19 protein-coding genes are annotated in these 20507 nt (G+C 41.5%); 10 read left to right on the forward strand and 9 right to left on the reverse strand.

All coding sequences use genetic code 11. The annotated features are described in order from the left end of the window. Nucleotides 1-225 precede the first annotated feature (225 nt). The 5 genes from AACZ87_RS21895 to AACZ87_RS21915 form a co-directional block, all read right to left on the reverse strand. Entirely contained in the window at nucleotides 226-669 is a 444-nt protein-coding gene (locus AACZ87_RS21895) for a DUF2214 family protein (RefSeq protein ID WP_339870213.1), read from the reverse strand. 43 nt (nucleotides 670-712) lie between these two features. Next, complete coding sequence (locus AACZ87_RS21900; protein ID WP_339870214.1) at nucleotides 713-2251, reverse strand: YifB family Mg chelatase-like AAA ATPase; 1539 nt, start codon at nucleotides 2249-2251, stop codon at nucleotides 713-715. 72 nt (nucleotides 2252-2323) lie between these two features. Continuing rightward, complete coding sequence (locus tag AACZ87_RS21905; RefSeq protein WP_339870215.1) at nucleotides 2324-2689, reverse strand: hypothetical protein; 366 nt, start codon at nucleotides 2687-2689, stop codon at nucleotides 2324-2326. 122 nt (nucleotides 2690-2811) lie between these two features. After that, nucleotides 2812-4644 (reverse strand): ABC transporter ATP-binding protein, encoded by a 1833-nt coding sequence (locus AACZ87_RS21910; protein WP_339870216.1) that lies wholly within the window; start codon nucleotides 4642-4644, stop codon nucleotides 2812-2814. Between the two features lie 60 nt (nucleotides 4645-4704). Continuing rightward, nucleotides 4705-6393 (reverse strand): hypothetical protein, encoded by a 1689-nt coding sequence (locus AACZ87_RS21915; protein WP_339870217.1) that lies wholly within the window; start codon nucleotides 6391-6393, stop codon nucleotides 4705-4707. 324 nt (nucleotides 6394-6717) lie between these two features. On the opposite strand from AACZ87_RS21915, the gene AACZ87_RS21920 reads away from it, so the two are divergent. From AACZ87_RS21920 to AACZ87_RS21965, 10 genes are all read left to right on the forward strand, one after another. Next, nucleotides 6718-6963: a type B 50S ribosomal protein L31 gene (locus AACZ87_RS21920; protein ID WP_091695367.1), complete on the forward strand. Its 246-nt coding sequence runs from the start codon at nucleotides 6718-6720 to the stop codon at nucleotides 6961-6963. 69 nt (nucleotides 6964-7032) lie between these two features. After that, nucleotides 7033-8229: a GlmU family protein gene (locus tag AACZ87_RS21925; protein WP_339870218.1), complete on the forward strand. Its 1197-nt coding sequence runs from the start codon at nucleotides 7033-7035 to the stop codon at nucleotides 8227-8229. 11 nt (nucleotides 8230-8240) lie between these two features. Further along, complete coding sequence (locus AACZ87_RS21930; protein WP_339870219.1) at nucleotides 8241-9377, forward strand: hypothetical protein; 1137 nt, start codon at nucleotides 8241-8243, stop codon at nucleotides 9375-9377. A 1-nt stretch (nucleotide 9378) separates the two neighbouring features. Further along, a complete protein-coding gene (locus AACZ87_RS21935; RefSeq protein ID WP_339870220.1) occupies nucleotides 9379-9816 on the forward strand; it encodes a RimK/LysX family protein in 438 nt (145 codons plus the stop codon). Nucleotides 9817-9990: 174 nt separating this feature from the next. Next, the gene (gene rimK, locus AACZ87_RS21940; protein WP_283414813.1) at nucleotides 9991-10896 is read left to right on the forward strand and encodes a 30S ribosomal protein S6--L-glutamate ligase; all 906 of its coding nucleotides are present in this window, start codon (nucleotides 9991-9993) and stop codon (nucleotides 10894-10896) included. Next, nucleotides 10893-11822: a hydroxymethylbilane synthase gene (gene hemC, locus AACZ87_RS21945; protein WP_339870221.1), complete on the forward strand. Its 930-nt coding sequence runs from the start codon at nucleotides 10893-10895 to the stop codon at nucleotides 11820-11822. The genes rimK and hemC overlap by 4 nt, the downstream gene beginning before the upstream one ends. After that, the gene (locus AACZ87_RS21950) at nucleotides 11819-12664 is read left to right on the forward strand and encodes a peptidylprolyl isomerase (protein ID WP_339870222.1); all 846 of its coding nucleotides are present in this window, start codon (nucleotides 11819-11821) and stop codon (nucleotides 12662-12664) included. The genes hemC and AACZ87_RS21950 overlap by 4 nt, the downstream gene beginning before the upstream one ends. Further along, a complete protein-coding gene (locus AACZ87_RS21955; protein WP_339870223.1) occupies nucleotides 12636-13571 on the forward strand; it encodes an NAD(P)-dependent oxidoreductase in 936 nt (311 codons plus the stop codon). Before AACZ87_RS21950 ends, AACZ87_RS21955 begins: the two co-directional genes overlap by 29 nt. Before the next feature lie 39 nt (nucleotides 13572-13610). Beyond that, nucleotides 13611-14996, forward strand: a complete 1386-nt coding sequence (locus AACZ87_RS21960; protein ID WP_339870224.1) for a sodium-dependent transporter — start codon at nucleotides 13611-13613, stop codon at nucleotides 14994-14996. Between the two features lie 293 nt (nucleotides 14997-15289). Beyond that, the gene (locus AACZ87_RS21965; protein ID WP_339870225.1) at nucleotides 15290-15880 is read left to right on the forward strand and encodes a porin family protein; all 591 of its coding nucleotides are present in this window, start codon (nucleotides 15290-15292) and stop codon (nucleotides 15878-15880) included. A 130-nt stretch (nucleotides 15881-16010) separates the two neighbouring features. Here the strand turns inward: AACZ87_RS21965 and AACZ87_RS21970 are convergent, their stop codons facing one another. The 4 genes from AACZ87_RS21970 to AACZ87_RS21985 all read right to left on the reverse strand — a co-directional run bounded on the left by AACZ87_RS21970 (nucleotide 16011) and on the right by AACZ87_RS21985 (nucleotide 20384). Then, nucleotides 16011-17195 (reverse strand): hypothetical protein, encoded by a 1185-nt coding sequence (locus AACZ87_RS21970; protein ID WP_339870226.1) that lies wholly within the window; start codon nucleotides 17193-17195, stop codon nucleotides 16011-16013. Next, complete coding sequence (locus AACZ87_RS21975) at nucleotides 17192-18337, reverse strand: hypothetical protein (protein ID WP_339870227.1); 1146 nt, start codon at nucleotides 18335-18337, stop codon at nucleotides 17192-17194. The genes AACZ87_RS21970 and AACZ87_RS21975 overlap by 4 nt, the downstream gene beginning before the upstream one ends. Beyond that, nucleotides 18334-19524 (reverse strand): hypothetical protein, encoded by a 1191-nt coding sequence (locus AACZ87_RS21980; RefSeq protein ID WP_339870229.1) that lies wholly within the window; start codon nucleotides 19522-19524, stop codon nucleotides 18334-18336. Before AACZ87_RS21980 ends, AACZ87_RS21975 begins: the two co-directional genes overlap by 4 nt. Nucleotides 19525-19691: 167 nt before the next feature. Then, complete coding sequence (locus tag AACZ87_RS21985; RefSeq protein ID WP_339870230.1) at nucleotides 19692-20384, reverse strand: arylesterase; 693 nt, start codon at nucleotides 20382-20384, stop codon at nucleotides 19692-19694. Nucleotides 20385-20507: the final 123 nt, after the last annotated feature.

Raw genomic sequence — 20507 nt, forward strand, 5'->3', positions numbered from 1 at the left:
TTAATGATCAAAACATCGTTTCATATCTGAGAGCATCGAAATTTAGTCTGTGTGACGAACACTGTTATAGCCTTCTTTAAATGCGTTCACATTATTGTCCCAGTCATATATGGTTTCGAATAAAAAGAAGGCAAATACGCCAAGGAAGAAAAATAGTACCTCTCGCTTTGTAATTTTTTTCATGTCTAAGTTTGTTGAAGCATAGTGTAATATAAAAAATAGTTCTTAAAAACTTCCAATCCCTTTTGCCATCAATCCAGCTAGTAGTGGAATGATAAATAATAGCAGAAGTTCTAATCGAAGTAAAATGAAAATGGATTTCGGAATTGCAATTTTTTCATCAGGATCGCCTTTTCGGTTTTTGATGAAAAAGACTGTTGGATAGATTGATAGAATTCCAATTGTAGCGAAAATTGTGACCTTAATATGGAAGATAAAATTGTAAGTATAAAACTCGGTCGGCTTTCCATACCCTCCCAGCCAAAGCGTAAGTCCAACAGCCAAAAGGATCAATGCACCCATTCCATAAACTCCATCGATGGTAGCGATTCTTTTGATTTCCTTTCGTGTCAATTCCTTCTTAAGTAAAAGATGCTCCGAAACCAATGAGCCGACAATTGCAAAAATGCTGATAAAATGAAGGTAGCGAAGAATGATTTCTGGGGTCATAAATTGATTTTTGTAAAATTTCAAATTCAATAATTTCAAATTCCTATCCCGCCCAGCCTTCTCTATCCAGACTTCTATACTGTATCGCTTCGGCCAGATGCTCGACTTTGATTTCCTCAGATCCTGAGATATCAGCAATGGTTCTGGCTACTTTCAGTATTCGGTCATAAGCTCTGGCTGATAATCCCAGTCGCTCCATAGCGGTTTTCAAAAGCATCTTGCCAGCTTCATTGATCTGGCAGATTTGTTTTGTGAGATGCGAAGGCATCATGGCATTACAGAAAACCTCTGGATTTCCTTTAAATCGTTCCTTTTGCTTTTCTCGGCCTTTGATTACGCGTTCCCTTATTTCCTTGCTAGATTCTGTTTTCCGTGTGGAGGTCATCTCGTCAAATTTGACAGGTGTCACTTCTACATGCAGATCGATGCGATCTAACAGCGGTCCTGACACTTTATTCAAATACCGTTGCACTATTCCTGGACCGCAGACACATTCTTTTTCGGGATGATTGTAATATCCACATGGGCATGGATTCATGCTGGCGATGAGCATAAAGTTGGCAGGAAAATCCACGGACACTTTTGCTCTTGAAATGGTAACTCGGCGCTCTTCCAGCGGTTGACGCATGACCTCCAGTACAGTACGCTTGAACTCTGGCAATTCATCCAAAAACAATACTCCATTATGCGCTAAGGATATTTCTCCTGGCTGTGGATTTCCTCCTCCGCCTACGAGCGCTACGTCGCTGATGGTGTGGTGCGGAGATCGAAAAGGTCGATTGGCAAGCAGTGAGCCATTTCTTCCCAGCTTTCCAGCTACGGAATGAATCTTGGTCGTTTCCAAAGCTTCTACCAAAGTCAGGGGAGGAAGAATCGAGGGAAGACGTTTGGCTAGCATGGTTTTACCGGCTCCAGGAGGACCAATCATAATTACATTATGTCCGCCTGCAGCTGCGATTTCCATAGCCCGCTTTATATTTTCCTGACCCTGCACATCCGCAAAGTCAAATTCAATATCATCCAGTGAATGATAGAAAATCTCTCTGGTGTCCGTGACCAATGGTTCTATTTGAAGTTCGCCCATCAAAAAATCAGTGGCTTGCTGCATCGTTTCTACACCAATTATATCTAGGCTATTGACAATCGATGCTTCTTTGGCGTTTTCTACAGGGAGAATAAAACCCTTGAATCCCTTCTTTCTGGCTTCGATAGCAATGGGTAGTACTCCCTTGATCGGCCGGAGATTTCCGTCTAATGAAAGCTCACCCATAATCACATAATCTCCCAAAGTTGGAAATTCCACCTGCTCTGATGCCTGTAAGATTCCCATTGCAATCGGCAGATCATAAGCCGAACCTTCTTTCCTGATATCGGCTGGCGCTAGGTTGATTACCACTTTTTGCCTGGGCATTCTATACCCGAAATATTTTAAGGCACTTTCTACCCGCTGCTGGGATTCCTTCACAGCGGAGTCGGGAAGTCCGACCATAAAGAAACTGGTTCCTTGTCCCACATTCACCTCTATGGTGATGATGTTTGCATCTACGCCTGATACTGCGCTTCCAAAAGTTTTAGCTACCATAACATAAAAATATAAAAAGGAGACCTGTTGGTCTCCTCAATATACTAGTTTGATAAAATTAATATTTCACTTTTAGGTAATATTTTGTCTAGGTGGAATGTTACTTTGGTCAGTTTCCGGGGATGGAGTAGTTGGCCGAGGACTTGGTCTAGTCGGAGCAACTGGGTGTTCGAAGTCGTAAATTTTGGCTTTAAGTGCGTGTATCTCACTTTCCGTTTTTTTGATTTGGGAAGAAAGACTGCTGTAGGCAGCATAGCTACTACCCCAAGCGGCGAGGAAAATAATCAAGCCAATTAAGGTAATTGTCACCATGGAATCTGACGTGATTTCTTCCATTCCAAAGACTCCGCCAAGCGTGTCAAAGGCAATGAAGAAAATAAGAAAAGCACCAAAATAGACCAAAAGGGCTATTTGAAGGATTTGGTGAAGTTTTTTCATATGTAAATAATTTGATTTTTAGTGGCTATATGGAATCTCACACGATAGATAATTATCCAGTTTTTATGGTTTAATCGATGTGTTAGATCTCATAAGTATTAACATTAGTTTTAACGAATATACTAAACGGACTGAATACTAGAAAGCTTCTGGTATAAGCCTTCAGTTTGCATTAAGTCAACGTGCGTGCCACGCTGTACAATTTGACCATGCTCGATCACAAGTATCTCATCTGCATGCTGAATTGTGCTTAGTCTATGTGCGATCACCAATGTAGTTCTATTACTCATCAGTTTGGTCAGTGCTTCCTGTACCAAATGCTCGGATTCTGAATCTAAAGCTGAAGTAGCCTCATCAAGAATCAAGATTGGAGGGTTTTTCAATACTGCTCGTGCTATGCTTAGGCGCTGACGCTGTCCTCCGGAAAGCTTGGATCCACGCTCGCCGATACTAGTTTGGTAGCCATCTTCCATTTTTTCGATAAACTCGTGGGCATTGGCAATTGTAGCAGCTTCCATGACCTGCTCTTCAGTTGCTCCTTCTACCCCAAAAGCAATATTATTGAAAACCGTGTCATTAAATAGAATGGATTCCTGCGTCACTATTCCCATTTGGCTGCGCAAAGCTTGTAAATCAAACTCCTTTAGATTTTTTCCATCCAGTAAAATTTGTCCTTCCGAAGGATCATAAAATCTTGGGATTAAATCCGCCAACGTGGATTTTCCTCCACCAGAAGGACCCACAAGTGCAATGGTTTTCCCTCTCGATAAAGTGAAATTGATATTTTTCAACACGTTCACATCCTGGTAGGCAAAGCTTACATTTTTGACTTCAACTGAATTTTCAAAAGAATTCAATATGGCCGGACTTGCAGGGGAACTGATCTGAGTAGGCGTATCTACCACGGTGAAAATTCGCTCGGCTGAAGCGATACCCCGCTGAATACTGCTGACGGCACGGGAGATTTCCTTGGCTGGATTTAGAACTTGAGTGAAAATAATAATGTAGGTAATAAAGTCCGAGGCTCCCAAATCGGAATTTCCGCTGAGCACCAACCCACCCCCATACACCAAAATTCCGGCAACTACGAATACTCCGAGAAATTGGGATATCGGAGATGCTAATTCGTTTTTGCGAGCCATGTTCACGTTCACTCCAGCGTAATAATCGGTTTCTTTGTCGAATTTTCCCTTCATAAATCGCTCCGCATTGAAGGCTTTGATCACCCGCATTCCTCCAAGTGTCTCGTCTAAGATATTGACGATTCGACCAAGTGATTCCTGACTTTGCACCGCTTTTTTCTTCAATCTTCTAGTAATCCCGCCGATAATCGCTCCCGTGATGGGGATGATCAAAATGGTGAAAATTGTCAGTTTGGGAGACATAAAGAAAAGCACTGAGAAATAGAGAATAATGGTCACAGGCTCACGGAATACAACCCGAAGTGACTGCACAATCGTGTTTTCCACTTCTTGCACATCATTGGTCATTTTCGACATCAGATCGCCTTTGCGCTCATTGGAAAAATAGCCAATGTGAAGCTTACTGACTTGTTCGAAAATATCCATTCTCATGCGCTTGATGACAGTAGCGCGCACTTTTGCCAAAACTACCCCCGCTAGATAAGTGAACAGATTGGAGAGGAAAACTGACGCCACAATGATCGCACACACATAATAAAGTGTTCCCATCTTGCCATATTCCTCTGCTATTTGCAGGAAGTTGTAATTGAAGAGGTGGGAAAAGTATTCCAGTGAGAAATTGAATTCAGGCTTCTCGGAATATTGCGTCAGCGTTGCCGGATCTACTTGTTCGAAAATCACATCGAAAAGCGGCTTCAGCAAGGTGAAATTCAGCAAACCAAAAACGATAGAAAGAAACGCGTAGATAATATAGGTAGGCACGAATTTTCCGTATGGCTTGGCATAGGAGAGAATTCGTAGATAGGTCTTCATAAACTAATGTTCGTGGAATAATCTCGCAAGTTACGCAAAAATGGCGGTGGAGGTTATCAGTTAATAGTTGTAATCAGGTCGTATGAAGTTCCAGCGGAAAGCCAATTGCAGGTATTGGGAGGTGGCTGGACTGTCGAGGTCTTGAGCAGTACGTCTTCTGAAAGTATGGGAAGCATCGATAAAGAAATTATGCTTCAACATATAAGAAGCATTCAGATTAGTTTGAACCACCTTGTTCTCGATACCCTGACCGATCACATTATCAAATAATCCTGTTGGACTTCCTTCTAATCTATTTTTCAAGACATCTCCACCCCAGTTGGTCTCTTCGTCTGGATCTGCTCCATAGAGTTGGTACATGGTAGTGAAAGTCAGGTTCAGTTTTGGGATAGGCTGGTAGCGGAGGATTCCTAGCATTTCCCTGAAATTAGCTCCTCTTGGATGGGTAAGTGGAGTTCTCCAATTGCTGTAGGATTGATAGTCGACTTTTTCCTGAAAAGTATAAGGTCGGGCAGAATTGTATTCCAGCTGAAGATCTAGATTCGAAACCTTGAATAGGTCGATGTATTTGAATCCAGCCTGTAGACCGTATTTATTCCGCTTGGAGTTCTTGCCATCTTGTCCAAAGAATTCTGAAAAGACGAACTCATCCAGTGCAAACTGACCGTAAAGCTGCATGGTTGACAAGAAATTCCATTTGTAATCTATCCCGAGCATGACCTTGTCAGGCGTGCCGAGTGATTGCTCCACCCAGCGATAAAAGATAATTGGATTGTAATAATTGAAGTCTGCTTTGTCAGTCATCACAGACTCGAAGAACCCAAGGTTAAGGTTTTTGCCTACATTAAAACCAAGTCTGTGAAAGGAAAACCATTTTTGAGGATATCTACCATCCGTAGGTCGCCCTCTGTCGTAGTCCACATCTGCAGTCATTTGAGTCCAGATATTGGTCAATTGGAATTTCCAAACCTGGGTATTAAGCTTCACAAACATGTAGGGATTGGAAAAGTCGGAAAGCAAAAAGGATCTATAACCTTCCCCGATGAAGTTACGGTCATGGCCGACTTCTACCTGAATGTGTTTGGTGATGTTAAAACTCACATGTCCAAGCGCTGAGAAGTACGTGTAGCCATCTCCATTATATTCCTTCCAAAATCCCTCACCTGGCACAGCGCCATTGTGCTCAGCGTAGCCTTTCACCCAACTAGGGAAAAATGCCTCCGAAGAAGTGAAGTACGTGTAAAAACCAACTTTCTTATCTATTGATCCGCGAAGCACAACTCCACGAGAAAGGCGATTTGGGTTTCGGTCATTGTCGGGCTCGATCCCACCATTCAAGTACAAAACCGGACTTGCGTGGATATCAAACTCATCACTATAATAGTATGCAAAGTCTCCTGGTCTTTTATAAATTGCGTTGAACAGAGGTTTTTTGGAAAGTGGAGTTTCCCAACTTACAAACTCCCAATTATCCTGACTCAGGTAAGCGAGATTGAACTGATCTACACTAGTTCTGATCACCGCGTCATTCGCAATGCTGTCGAGAAAAGCTGCCACATGATCTCTTCGGTAGGGTTTTGCACCAGTGTGGAATACCGGATTGTTTTTGCCTTGAAGGATTTCGTACCGCTCGATTTTCTGGTAATAATCCCGATCGAAAGGAATGTAACTTCCCTGTGCAGTAACAAAAAGTGGAAGTAGAAATATGCCTAATAGAATAAGCAGTCGAGCGTGTAAAGGTTTTTGCATTGCCTAAATCTAAAAAACATTCCTGAAAATGGAATTCGAATACGGCTAAAGAGAGTTGAAATAGTAGTAATCAGCATTTTCCGATTGATTGAATCCGCCTAATAGACATTTGGTTACTGGCGGAGGAAGGGGTTTGAATTTGCTTTGAAATTAGAGTTGAATTTTATTTTTGGGCTAAAACGCCTTGATTTGCATACTCAAATCAAGTTTTTAAATCCTTTTGACCAATTGACTTAGAAATACTTGGCAAAGATTTGGTGAGTTTTGTGAAAAAGCCTAGCTTTGTGCCTCATTTGAAAGAGGTACATAATAACTAGCAATAATATGAAAGCTGATATCCATCCAAACTACAGAGACGTCGTTTTCTACGACACTTCTAGCGAGTTTAAATTTCTTACTAAGTCAACTATCGAAACAAGCGAAACTATCACTTGGGAAGATGGCAACGAATATCCTTTGTTTAAGGTCGAAGTGAGCTCTCAGTCTCACCCGTTCTACACAGGTAAGAAAATGATGCTTGATACTGCGGGTCGTGTTGAGAAATTCAACAGAAGATACGCTAAGAAGTAATTCTTCTATATCTCAGGCTAAAAAGTCTCCCGGAGCATGGATTCCGGGAGACTTTTTTATTTTTGCCTCATGGACTCAATTTTATTGTTTGATGACCCTGCTATTCGCGGCTCGTTACTTCCTTTTACTTTTACCCGACCAGTAGCGGAAATCCGCGTAGGGATACTGAAGGTGTCGGAAAAATGGGAAAAGATCACCGGTGCTTCAGTTTCATTTCTGACCCAAGACTACCTTCAAAAGAAATACCCTCGAAAATCTGGAAAAGCGCTGGCTATAAATGGCGCTTGGCTGCCAGATATTAGAAGTCTAGCTGTATTGAAATCCATTACATCAACTCAGGCGCTGTATTTCGGAAAGACCCTGATCGCAACCTATATCGGCGAAACGGAGAAAAATTTAGTGGCAGTGAAGGGCAAAGAAATTGTCCAGCTCGATTTTGAACCCACATTAGTATTGAAAACCTGGAATATTTTCCAGTTTAATGGAGCGGAGATAAAAAATGATTTTGAGTTGTTTACTAAAGGCAGAAAATCAGCGCAGATCACAGATCCTCATACTAAAGTATATTCTCCCGAAAACATCTTCGTTGAAGAAGGGGCAGTCATTAGAGCGGCGGTTTTGAATGCAGAAAACGGCCCAATTTACATTGGTAAAAACACCGAGATCCAAGAAGGAGCTTTGATTCGTGGGCCTTTTGCGCTTTGCGAAAGCTCTACAGTAAATATGGGAGCCAAAATAAAAGGTGATACCACCGTGGGCCCGCATTCCAAAGTGGGAGGGGAGTTATCCAACTCGGTGATCTTTGGCTATAGCAACAAAGGTCACGAAGGGTTTCTCGGCAATTCTGTAATCGGAGAATGGTGTAATATGGGAGCTGACACGAATACCAGCAACCTGAAAAACAATTATTCCCCAGTGAAACTCTGGGATTATACCGTCGGGAATTACTCCAATACTGGTTTGCAATTCTGCGGACTCATGATGGGCGATCATTCCAAATGTGGTATCAATACCATGTTCAACACAGGGACAGTCGTCGGCATTGGATCCAATGTGTTTGGTCCAGGATTTCCGCGTAAATTTATCCCTTCATTTGCTTGGGGTGGAGAGGAAGGATTCTCTACCTTTTTGTTCCCGAAATTTCTAGAGACAGCAAAAGCCGTAGTGGCGAGAAGAGGACTTGAGTTGAATGCGGAAGAACAAGAAATCTTACGTATGATTTTCGAAATGTCCAAAAACTATAGAATTTGGGAAACCTCATCCTGATTTATTAATTCATGCAATTCGCAGCTATACCGGGTCTTCCCGAAACCAAGTTAAACCTGATTAATGCCGTCAAAAACAATCATTTGGCGCATGCCCTGCTATTCCATGGGCCGGAAGGTTCCGCCAATTTGACGATGGCATTGGCTCTTTGTACTTATTTGTACTGTGATAATCCAAGTGATTCAGATTCTTGTGGAACCTGCGCCTCCTGCCAGCGGATGAGTCGATTGGTAGTTCCGGATTTGAATTTTGCTTTTCCGACCATCGCCTCTTCGAAAGATGATGACAAGGAGGATGATGATAAAATGGATGTGTTGTCCAGCTGGAGGAAGTTTGCGACGGAGCAGCCCTATGGTAATGTCCATGATTTCATCTACTTCAATAATTTTGAAAAGAAGCAGTTAAATATCTCCAAAGGAGCAGCCCGTAAAATCATTCAGGCACTTTCACTTATGTCGTTTGAAGGCGGTTACAAGATTATGATGATCTGGGCACCTGAATACCTTCACCCCTCGGCTGCAAATGCCCTCCTGAAAATTCTCGAAGAACCACAGCCTAAAACGCTTTTTATTTTGGTGACTGGAGCTGCCGATCAGCTTTTGACGACCATACTTTCAAGAACTCAGAAAGTTACGATTCGTGGGTTTTCTGATGAAGAAGTCAAAAGTCATTTGCTCGAGAAGGGACTTTGTGACGAAGCATCTGCAGATCAGATCGCAATGTTAGCCGATGGAAATCTGCGTGAAGCCTACCGACTCGTAGATCAGGTAGAAGATCTCCAGGTCAAAAAAATCAGAGAATGGTTTTTGTCCTGCTACAAAGCTGATTTCAAAAGTATTTTTGGACTTGCGGATGACTTTCACAAGTCGGATAAAGAAGCCCAAAAATCACTTTTACTCACAGGATTAAACGTACTTCGTGAGATTTTGCTGAAAAATGTAGGGTTGGAGGAGTTGCTTCGTACGCATGACGAGGATCGTAAATTCGTCAATAATATTTCCGGTAAGATCCTCAAGGAGGAGCATGTAGGGAAATTATATGGTGATTTCAATACTGCTCATTATCATTTGGAACGAAACGGTAACGCCAAATTCATCTTCACAGATCTATCGATGAACGTGACCAGATTGATGGCGAAAATAAGCTGATATGGAGCAAAAAGTAATTGGTAGAAAAGAGAAAGTATCACTTCCTGATTTAGGACTGTCGCTGGTTTGGGCCAAAGTCGATACCGGAGCCTACACAAGCAGTATTCATGCGGAGAATTTGGAAGTTTTAGAGGTAAATGGAAAGCGAGTGCTGCAATTTCAGCCACTTCTTCCCGGACATAAATCTTATACCGGCGAGATAGTTACCTTTGAAGAGTTCAGAGAGAAAAAAGTGAAAAACTCCTTCGGTCATGCTGAGGTTCGTTATTTGATCGAGACTACCTTTGAGCTAGCTGGCGAAAGTTATTCGGCGGAGTTCACGCTATCCGATCGGTCGAGTATGAGAAATGCGATTCTTCTCGGTCGGAAAATACTCAAAAATCGCTTCCTTGTAGATGTATCCAAAATCAATTTGGCTAGACCTTACCGGAAAAAATAATCAAAGTCAGATTTACCTAACAGGCCTTGTTGAGGGCTCATATTATCTAAAAATTTTCTTATGAAATCGAGCATGATTCAAGCGATATCCAAAGAGGTGCTTATCCATTGCGAGATTCTCCCGAAAAAAAAATCGGGGCAGGTTATCTGACCATAAAAAATCAACTATTAACAGATGAAAATTGCAATCCTTTCCACAAACCCAAATTTATATTCCACCAAGCGCCTGCTGGAAGCGATTAAAGCAGCAGGCCACGAGGGGATAATCGTCAATCATAGCATCTGTGATTTGATTCTTGAGCAAGATGGTCCGTCCATTATTCATAAGGGAGAGAAAGTACTGGGAGTAGATGCCGTTATTCCTAGGATCGGTGCTTCAGTAACTTTTTACGGTACGGCAGTGGTTCGTCAATTTGAGTTGATGGGCACTTTTTCTGTGGTGAATTCTCAAGCTATCGTCCGTAGCAGAGATAAATTGCGTAGCCTTCAGATCATGTCCAGTGCAGGACTTGGTATGCCCAAAACAGCCTTTACTAATTTCTCCAAAGGAGGAGAAAAACAAATTATCGAGCATGTCGGTGGAGCGCCCTTGATTATCAAATTACTAGAAGGAACGCAAGGACTTGGGGTAGTTTTGGCAGAAACGCGAAAAGCGAGCCAGTCCGTTATTGAAGCATTTCATGGATTGAAGGCAAGAATTATCGTTCAGGAATTCATCAAGGAAGCCAAAGGAGCAGATATTCGAGCTTTTGTGGTGAATGGGAAAGTAGTTGGAGCGATGAAGCGCCAAGGAGCTGAAGGGGAGTTTCGTTCCAACCTTCACCGAGGCGGCAAGGCAACTGTCATCAAATTAAGCCGGGCTGAGAAAGCTGCTGCCTTAGCTGCTGCCAAATCACTTGGCTTGGATGTGGCTGGTGTGGATATGCTTCAATCTGCCCGGGGCCCGCTGATTTTGGAGGTGAATAGTTCCCCTGGACTAGAAGGAATAGAGAAAGCTACGGGCATCGATGTCGCTGGATCCATAATAAAATTCATAGAAGAAGGCGTAAATAAGCGTCCATTAAAGATTTCAAGTCAATGAGTCAAGTAGTAAAAATAGGCACCAGAGGAAGTAAGTTAGCACTTTGGCAGGCTTATCATGTGGAGGAGCTTTTGCAAAAAGCCGGGCTGGAATCAGAGATAGTGATCATTGATACGAAAGGTGATCAAATCCTTGACGTTTCCATTGCGAAAATTGGCAGTAAAGGTGTTTTTACGCAGGAATTGGAAGATCAATTGCTGGATGGCCGGATCGATATAGCCGTTCATAGTGCAAAGGACATGCAGTCAAATTTGCCAGAAGGCTTTGAAATCATTGCTTTCACCGAGCGGGAAAAGGAAAACGATGTGCTTGTCTCTCATAACAAATCCGTTTCTCTTAAGAAGGATGTTGTATTAGGAACTTCTTCCACTCGCCGCGTTTCTACGTTGAAGCATTTTTACCCACATGTGAAGACAGTGGAGGTTAGGGGGAATCTACAGACTCGAATCCGAAAAATGGAGGAGGGACTTTGTGATGCCTTGTTACTTGCTTATGCAGGTGCGCATCGCATGGAATATGACCATATGATCGTGGCGGAATTGGATTTGGATGAATTTACTCCGGCTGTCGGGCAAGGATCTGTAGCCATCGAAGTGGCAACCATACTTGATTCGGAATTGAAGTCAAAAATCGCTGCTGCTTGTAATCATCAAGAGACTTCCTTACGGCTTCGTGCTGAGCGAGCTTACCTAAGAGTATTGGAAGGGGGTTGCAGCATACCGGTTTTTGCGCTAGCAAATATTACAAAAGACCAGCTTAGCCTAAAAGGCGGGATTGTGAGCTTAGACGGCAAAGAGCGGATTTCTCTTGTGGTAAATGGAGATTCCAGCCAGCCAGAAAAGTTAGGACAGGAACTTGCTGACCAAGTTTTTGCCGCTGGCGGAAAAGTCATATTAGATCAAATCAAATCAACCTTAAATAAATGAGAATTCTAAGAACCTTACTTTTTCTTTTTTTTTGTGCCTGCGTGTTTTCCTGTGCTGGAAGCAAAGATTACTTAGTCACCATCAAGACTAGCCACGGGGATATCGTGGCAGTACTCTTTGACGATACTCCTGAGCACAAATCCAATTTTATAGAATTGGCTGAAGCGGGAAGATTTGACTCCACAGAATTTCAGCGAGTGATGAAGAACTTCATGATTCAAGGTGGTGATGTGTTTACGAAGGAAAATCTTCCTCCCCAGGAGTGGCCGACTTTGCCGGCTGAGATCAGACCTAAGTATTATCATAGAAAGGGGATGATTGCTGCGGCAAGACAGCCAGACTCTGTTAATCCTGAGCGACGCTCAAATGGTTCGCAGTTTTATATCACTATAGGGAAGGTTTATGACGAACTGGAATTGACTACTGATATGAAGGAGCTTCAAAAGTCGCTGATGAAATACATGGAGCTGGGTAGTCAGGCAGAATTGAAGAATGAATACATCCGCCTTTACAATGAGCAGAAGTATGATAGTTTGACTACTATGATCCTTTCCATGAGAGATGAAATAGAGTCCTCTCTGAATGTGAATTTGACGAAGGAATTTACCAAAGAGCAAATTGAAGCATATACCACTGTAGGTGGAGTGCCTCATTTGGATAAGGAATACACCGTTTTCGGAGAAGTGATCCAGGGGCTGGAAGTGGCTGAAGAGATATCTAATGTGGCTACTAACACTAGAGATAAGCCAATTGAGACAGTTTATATGACGGTGAAAGTAGAGAAAATGTCCCGTAAGAAAATTGAAAAAGACTATGACTACAGCTTCCCAGATGACAAGTAAAAAGAAAGTATTTATCACTGGAGCGAATGGACTGCTTGGACAGAAACTTGTCGCTCAATTGGTGGAAAAGGGAGAGTTTCAGGTGTTTGCTAGTGGCAAAGGAGCATGCAGGCTGCCAGGTGAAGGCTTCGAATACGTTTCAGTTGATATTACGGATGAGTCTGGCGTGGAAAAAGCACTTGGCGAGATCAAGCCGGATGTAATTATTCATGGTGCTGCAATGACTCATGTGGATCAGTGCGAATTAAACCAAGAAGATTGCTACGATGCCAATGTCAATGCGACTGCTTATTTGATTAAGGCTGCAGAAGCGGCAAAAGCTCATTTTATTTTTGTTTCCACGGATTTTATTTTCTCAGGAGAAGAAGGCCCATTGGATGAAAATGCTGAAGCTGCTCCAGTAAATTACTACGGAGAGACTAAGCTCCAAGGGGAACAGCTGGTGAAGGCTTGCCAAACCAAATGGTCGATTGCACGAACCGTTTTGGTTTTTGGGATAGCTCACGATATGAGCCGGACGAATATTATCCTTTGGGTGAAATCTTCTTTGGAAGCTGGAAAAGAGATTCAAGTAGTGGATGACCAATTCCGTACGCCAACTCTTGCAGAGGATTTAGCAGCAGGGTGTATTTTGATAGCTGAGCAACAAGCGGAAGGCATATTCAATATTTCTGGGCCCGACTTTTTGACACCTTATGAAATGGCAAATATCACCGCCGATTACTTTGGGCTGAACAAAGAGTTAATCAAACGAGCAGATTCAACCACCTTTACTCAGCCAGCAAAAAGACCTTTAAAAACAGGATTTATCATCACCAAGGCACAGGAACAGCTTGGATATGACCCGAAAACTTTCCGAGCGGCAATTGGTATTTTAGCAAAACAAATTATCTTAGCCCGCTCTTAAAAGCAGTTTATACACCCTAATTTAACTTTAAAATAATTTATGGCAGCAATCAACGAAACCGAAGAAAGAGGCGAATTTGGTTCTAGTTTAGGATTCATAATGGCCGCAGCCGGTTCTGCCGTAGGTCTAGGGAACATTTGGAGGTTTCCATATTTAGTAGGTGAAAATGGAGGTGGTGCCTTTGTATTTGTTTACATACTATGTGTGCTTTTTATCGCGCTTCCGCTACTATTTAACGAAATAGCCCTAGGAAGAAAATCCGGTAAAAACCCAATCGGAGCTATACGAGACACAGGAGGAAATAAATTTTGGCAGATAGCAGGCGTGCTTTGCGTACTAGTCTGTTTTTTTGTTTTTAGTTATTATTCAGTGATCGCAGGATGGACTGTAGGGTATATTATCACTGAAATCATCAATGTGCCAGTTGATTTTGCTGAGTTTGTAGAGACACCGCTGTATGTGATTCCATTGACATTTTTGTTCATATTAATGACCATCCTTATTGTCTTGGGTGGAGTGTCTGGAGGTATTGAGAAAGCATCTAAATTCTTGATGCCAGTACTCTTTATTATCATCATTTTCATTGCTGGCAGAGCAGTTACCTTGGAAGGCGCAGGGGCTGGCATCGAGTATTATTTAAAGCCGGATTTCAGTAAAATTAATCCAGCTGTTATACTTCAGGCACTTGGTCAAGCTTTCTTTTCCATGTCGGTAGGTTGGGGTTTGATGATCACATTTGGTTCTTATTTACCTAAGAAGTCTAACATTATACAATCTGCAGGATGGATTGCAGGAATGGATACTTCCGTGGCATTATTAGGTGGTTTGATGGTATTTCCAGCGCTATTTGCATTGCTTCCAGGAAAAGATCCAGCTGCAGGTCCAGCATTGGTTTTCGATGTGTTGCCAAAAGTATTTGCCGCAATGCCAGGCGGACACGTAGTAGGAGCCTTATTCTTTATTCTTCTGATGGTAGCAGCATTGACATCCACTATATCTATGCTTGAGGTGCCAGTAGCCTACATGATCGATGACAGAAAGTGGGGTAGAAAAAAAGCAACTTGGACGATTGGTCTAGCTGCAATGGCACTTTCTGTTCCTTCAGCATTATCTCAGATTCCAGGGACGTTCTTTGCCAATTTCCATATCAATTTCTTTGGCAACCCGCTGCAAGGGTTCTTCGGCATCATGGATTTTGTCTTTGGTACGTTTGCTGTGATCGTGATTTGTTTGATGCTGGCGCTTTACACAGGTTGGGCATCAAAAATCTCTGATTATGCTGATGAGTTGAGATTGGGTGCGCCAATTTTCAAAGGGCCTTTCAGAGCAGGTTGGATTTTCTTCGTCAAGTGGATTTGTCCAATCGTAATCATTTTACTTATCCTTAATATGGTGGGGGTTTTTGGTACAGCGCAAGCTGCCTAGAGCGAACTCATTGAGATAGAAATTGAAAAGGAAGTCTTCGGGCTTCCTTTTTTTGTTTTTCAAGTTTAACCACAGAGTTCACGGAGTACACGCGGAGGGCGCTGCTCTGAATTTTCCTAATTATGGGTGAATTTTCAATTTAGTAGTATGGTTCGAAAACTGATTACTTAACACAGAGCACTGATTACTTTTCACATCAAACCTTTCACTGGATTTCCCGCTTGGCAAGGGAATTGCTAATTTTTCTTAAAATCCATCGTTACTAAGCTTACTAAACCAATAACTACATAACCATGAAAAAACTTATCCTTTCCCTAGCCTTGCTGGCATTTGCACTGACTGGCTATTCGCAGGGCTTTTCTTTTGGCCCCAAAGTAGGTCTGAGCCAAACCAAACTCGATTTGAAATCTGATGATTTCAAAAACGGTGATTCCAAGTTTGGTTACCATGTGGGGCTTTTTGCAAGAATCGGACTAGGTCCCCTTTATCTACAGCCGGAAGTATTGTACACGCAGACTCAAGGGCAATTTACATTCGATCCTGCTGATGCTCCGATCAAAGACTATGAAGCAGATTTCAATCGGGTAGATATTCCAGTGATGGTAGGTATGAAATTCTTTAAGTTACTAAGGATACAAGCTGGCCCCATAGCAAGTATTAATGTCAATTCTGAGTTGAAAGATGCGGGGAATACCATTCAAGATGTTGAATTTGATGATGCGACAATTGGGTATCAAGCGGGTCTTGGTTTGGATATCGGAAACCTGATCATCGATGCCAAGTACGAGAGTTCCTTAAATAAAGTGAGTAGTAGTGTAGGTGATTTCAGCACAGACCAGCGTGTCAATCAATGGATACTTTCTGTAGGATTTAAGCTGTTTTAGAAAATGATTTTCCATTTAAAAGCCCGATCGATTTATGTCAGTCGGGCTTTCTTTTACCACAAAGTATCAAAGTCAGCAAAGGTTAATGAGCTACCTGGTCATTGAATTTGAAAATTTGAAAATTGATCATTTACTTCTCAACCAATCTAGTTTTATAAATCACCGAATAGTCGTTTTCCGCCTCCGAGAAATTAAGTGAAAACCAGATTTCGTCTTTTGAGATGTATTTATTCAGATTGCCTAAGATTTCTGGTTTGGAGATAAGTGGGCTGATGCTTGTCCCATCAAAAAGTACTTTTCCTTGTGTATTGAATTTACTGCCTTCGTCAAATATTTTATTGATGTCTCCTCCAGCATTTGAGTTGGCTTCCTCATAGTCTTCATCGGACAAGCCGGCCAAGAAATCAACTAAAAAGAGATTATCCTCTAGTGCGATAATGCTATTGATTGTCCCAAGAAAGAAGTCTCGAATATCAAATGAATTTTCTTTACTGTTTTCTTTCGGCACCTTTTCTATAAATGAAGTAAAGGGGATTGATTTTACGGAGTTTGGAGCGCTAGTCGAGTCGAGCTGATCAAAAGCGTATCCATAGATTTTTGGCTCATTTCTGAAGTTAATAAAAAGGGAGTCTTCGTTAGCACTTAAGTTCAAATAATAGTTTAGCAAAGGATAGGACTTCTCAGTACTGCTGAATTTTGATGCTTTCGGAAAAGGGATTAGTGGAGAATATGAGCCTGTTTCCAAATCTAACACTTCAAGCTGCTTTGAGTTTTGTTGAAATTCGACCCCTTGGTGACCATATTTTTCAGAATTGCGTCCAGTGAGATTGGTGTAAAATTTATTGTCATGGATCACACTGTTATTTGCTCCACCTATGATCAAACTGACTGAGGAAGCAAAGTCCGGTTCGTAGTTTTTTAGTAATTCACCTTCCAGATTATAGGAGTAAACCCCTCTCGAGGTCGGGATAAGGAATTCAGAATTGCTTGAAAATTTGGCGATTCCAGTTCGGTTTCCCGCATAGTTGTTTGGGCCTTCACCTTTAAGCATGTAATAGTGAAGAATTTCTCCGGCAGAATTAGTCACGAAAAGCGTGTCAGTATTGGTGTCAGAGAGCAAAAAAGTGTTTCTGTCCGGACTGATGTCCATCAGTTCGAGATTCCCGAGATAATCCACGACCAGCGAGTCATAAATCTCAAATTTTAATTCTTGTTCCGAAAGAGGAGTGGAGGATTTGACTTCTTCTTTTTCACCGGAGCAGGATAGGATGCTGAGCGCAAAGGATAGGAGGCATAGATAGGTTGGGCTTTTCATCTCTGAACGAGTTTCAGTTTATAAAAAGTGAGGAACTCTTGCTCCTCGCCAATGTAATCGTCGTTTCTCAGTGCGTAGAAAGGTTTGGAGAGAGACTCTATGTTTAGGATCTGATCAATTGTATTTGGAATGATTATTTCATTTGACCAGATGGAATCGGTATTCATGAATTTTAAAATATGCCGTTGAAATTCATCATATTTTGGGAAATTCTCAGGGTTTTTCAATTCATTTTGCGTGAACATGTCCTCGCTTATTCCTTCAGTATATGTGATGAAAATCCCATCAGGGCGAGGGTAAAATCCTGAAATCCTGCCGTCTAGCATCTTATACCTAGAGATGTATTCATATGCCTTTGAATGCTCTCCGTTGTCAAAGAAAACCGATGGTGAAAAAGTAAAAGTTCTTATGAGTTTGAATCCATTTGCCATATCATAGCTGTGGATTAAAGGTTCATTATTCAGTACCAGGTAAAGTTTTTCGTTCACTATACCAAATCTTAACGCCGTTCTTTCATAATATTTATCACTACTATATCTGGATGTCGGGGGTATCTTTACAACTGGTTCAGCTTCACCTGTTGTAAGGTTTAATTTTTCCAAAAGGAAATGATCTCTGAAGAAAAATGGATCATATTGATCTGCTCCATTTCTTCCTGGATACCAGGCAATCAGATGACCATTCCAAGGTTCAAAATTTCTCCCAAATGACATTCCATCGTTTGAAATTGACAAGAATGGCATATCAACTTGTTTTTTAAGCGTGAGATCGGGATTGAATTCATACAGCCAGCTAAGAAAACTCATTCCATAAAGTTTTCCCTGTTCATCATAACGAAGTGTTGTAGGATAAATAACCGCTCCAGGCCCTTCCTTAGGGTAAGACTGCTGATTTAGGATCTCTCCAGTTTCATCAAATTCGATCAGACTATTCGGTTTAAAATCAAAAATTACCCCTCTACCATTTCGGAACTCTCCTCCATCTACACTTCCCAAATAATCCACCTGAATAGAATCTAGAACCTGTAATTCCCATTCATTGGAAGTCTCAGTGGATTTCTCTTTGGACGTTTCTGAATCTGAAGAGGAACAAGCTAGAAAGCTAAAAGCCAAAAAGGCTACTAAAATGTGTCTGTAAATCATTTTTCTGTCAATTTCATTTTGTAGACTCTTAAAAAATCTTCTTCCACGTCCTCTGCCGGTATTCTTTGAAAATACAGGAAGTCTTTATCTGCCATAAATCCACCAGCATTTGTGCCTGCAGGAAAATCCAGAGTTCCCAAATAAGAGAAGCTCTTTTCGTCAAAAACCATGATTCCTGGTTTAGCTTTTAAGGCTGCTTTTTTGTAGATAGCTGACCCTTCTTCTTCCTGACCAGAGCTCCAAAGTGCCCTCGCTTCTTCCATGATTCTCGGATCAATACCTGGATAGTATTGAATCAGAATTTTCCCCTCTATGATCACTATATTTTGAATTGCAGCTGTACCTCCATTGATTGTGACATTTCCGGGAGAAAACTCAGTTCTTGGAAGACCTTCTACTATATGGAAATCTGGTATAGCAAGTTGAATAGCTGTGTCGAGTTTTGCTTCTTCTTCCGAAAAGTCATAAATATAGAGGGTTGGATCTGAGCCATGAGAAAGGTATAATTTACCGCTGCTCACATTATATGCTGGAGCATAATCACTTTGCACGTAACCCATTCCGTCAAGGAATTTAGTTTCTGGTTCAAAAGGCCCAAAGTCCTGCATTTCCCCAGTTTCCAAATCAACGAGTTCAACGGCTTTATAGGTGTCGTAAAATTTTTGTTCGCCAGCATAGGTGTTACGCCCACGAAAGGACTTTGTCAATAGATAATCTTTTCCGCCAAGTGAAATAATCTCGGCTGTAAGTCCAGGTGCTGAAGATGATCCTGCGCTACTCATAGCTTCAGCGTGATCGATTTTTTTGATCATATTGCCGCTTAGGTCATAGATGAAGATTCCCTTCATTCCGATTAGAATTACCTTATCCTTTCCCCAAACAACTGGCAATTCCAGTTTGAACCCATAGGCATCAGGCGTATCTTCTTTTTTGGAGAATTGACCAAGGATTTCTCCATTTGAATTTGTTATAATAGTCTCGCTAGAGGGAAAGTCGAAAAAGGAAACAAGGCTGCCCTCCTTGTTTACAGAAGTCATTAAAGGATTGCCTAAGATTTCTAAGTCTAGGGAGTCAACGACATCTATGGAAAGTTCGATTGGAGTTACTTCAGTAGCAATTTCTTTTTTCTCACAGGAAAAAAGGCCAAATGAGCTAAATAGGAGTAAGATTAATAGGCTTTTACGCATTTGAATACGGTTTGTGGATTAAATGAATAAGATAGTAGTTAATCAGTTGACACCAAAAAAAACTCAGCCTGATTGACTGAGTTTTGTATTATTTGTTACTAAAAGTAAAAGTTATTGGTCTCCTTTTAAGTGACTTACAGGCCAATGCTGTTGATGTCCAATAGGAATTATTCGATTTGGCTTTTTACATAAGGCCAAATCGTCTCAAACACAATCTTATGCCCTTCCTCAGTTGGGTGAATGCCATCAGGAAGATTTAGCTCAGGAATTCCACCAACATTTTCCAATAGAAATGGAATGAGTGTGACGTCCTTTTCTTCTGCTACTGCAGGGTACATTTCTGTGAATTCAGTCGCATATTCTTGACCCATGTTTGGAGGAATCTGCATGCCAGCCAGAATGATCTTGGTGTCAGGAAATTTTGACCTGACTTTATCAATAATTTTAAGCAAGTTGCTTTTGGTTTCAGTCAGTTTTATTCCTCTAAGTCCATCGTTTCCGCCAAGTTCAAGCACAAAAATATCAGGCTTATCCTCTAAAAACCAGTCCAATCTGCTTAGTCCGCCAGCAGTAGTTTCACCGGAAAGTCCGCCATTGATCACTCTATAATTTAAGTCAAGGCTATCAATTCTTTGTTGTGTCAATCCTGCAAAACCGTCCTCGGGGTCGATTCCATAAGCAGCCGTGAGACTGTTGCCAAAGAAAAGGATGATTTTCTCATCGGATTTTTCTTCGGTAGTTTTTTCGGCAATTACTTCCGACTCGGCAGTTTTTGCCTTTTTCTCAGAACAAGAAAGCGTAGCCAATCCTACTAGGAGTACAGCTGGTAAAAAGAATGAGCGGTGAATATTGAATCGCATAGAAATCTGAATTGTAAACCGTAAAACTATATACCCAAAAGGATTTTTGGGCAAAAGGTTGGATAAAGATTATAAACAAGACGTAAAACACCATCATTGTAAAGTGATTTGTTGGTTTGTGGT

Origin of the sequence: uncultured Algoriphagus sp., assembly GCF_963974365.1 — a bacterium.
GTDB lineage: Bacteria > Bacteroidota > Bacteroidia > Cytophagales > Cyclobacteriaceae > Algoriphagus.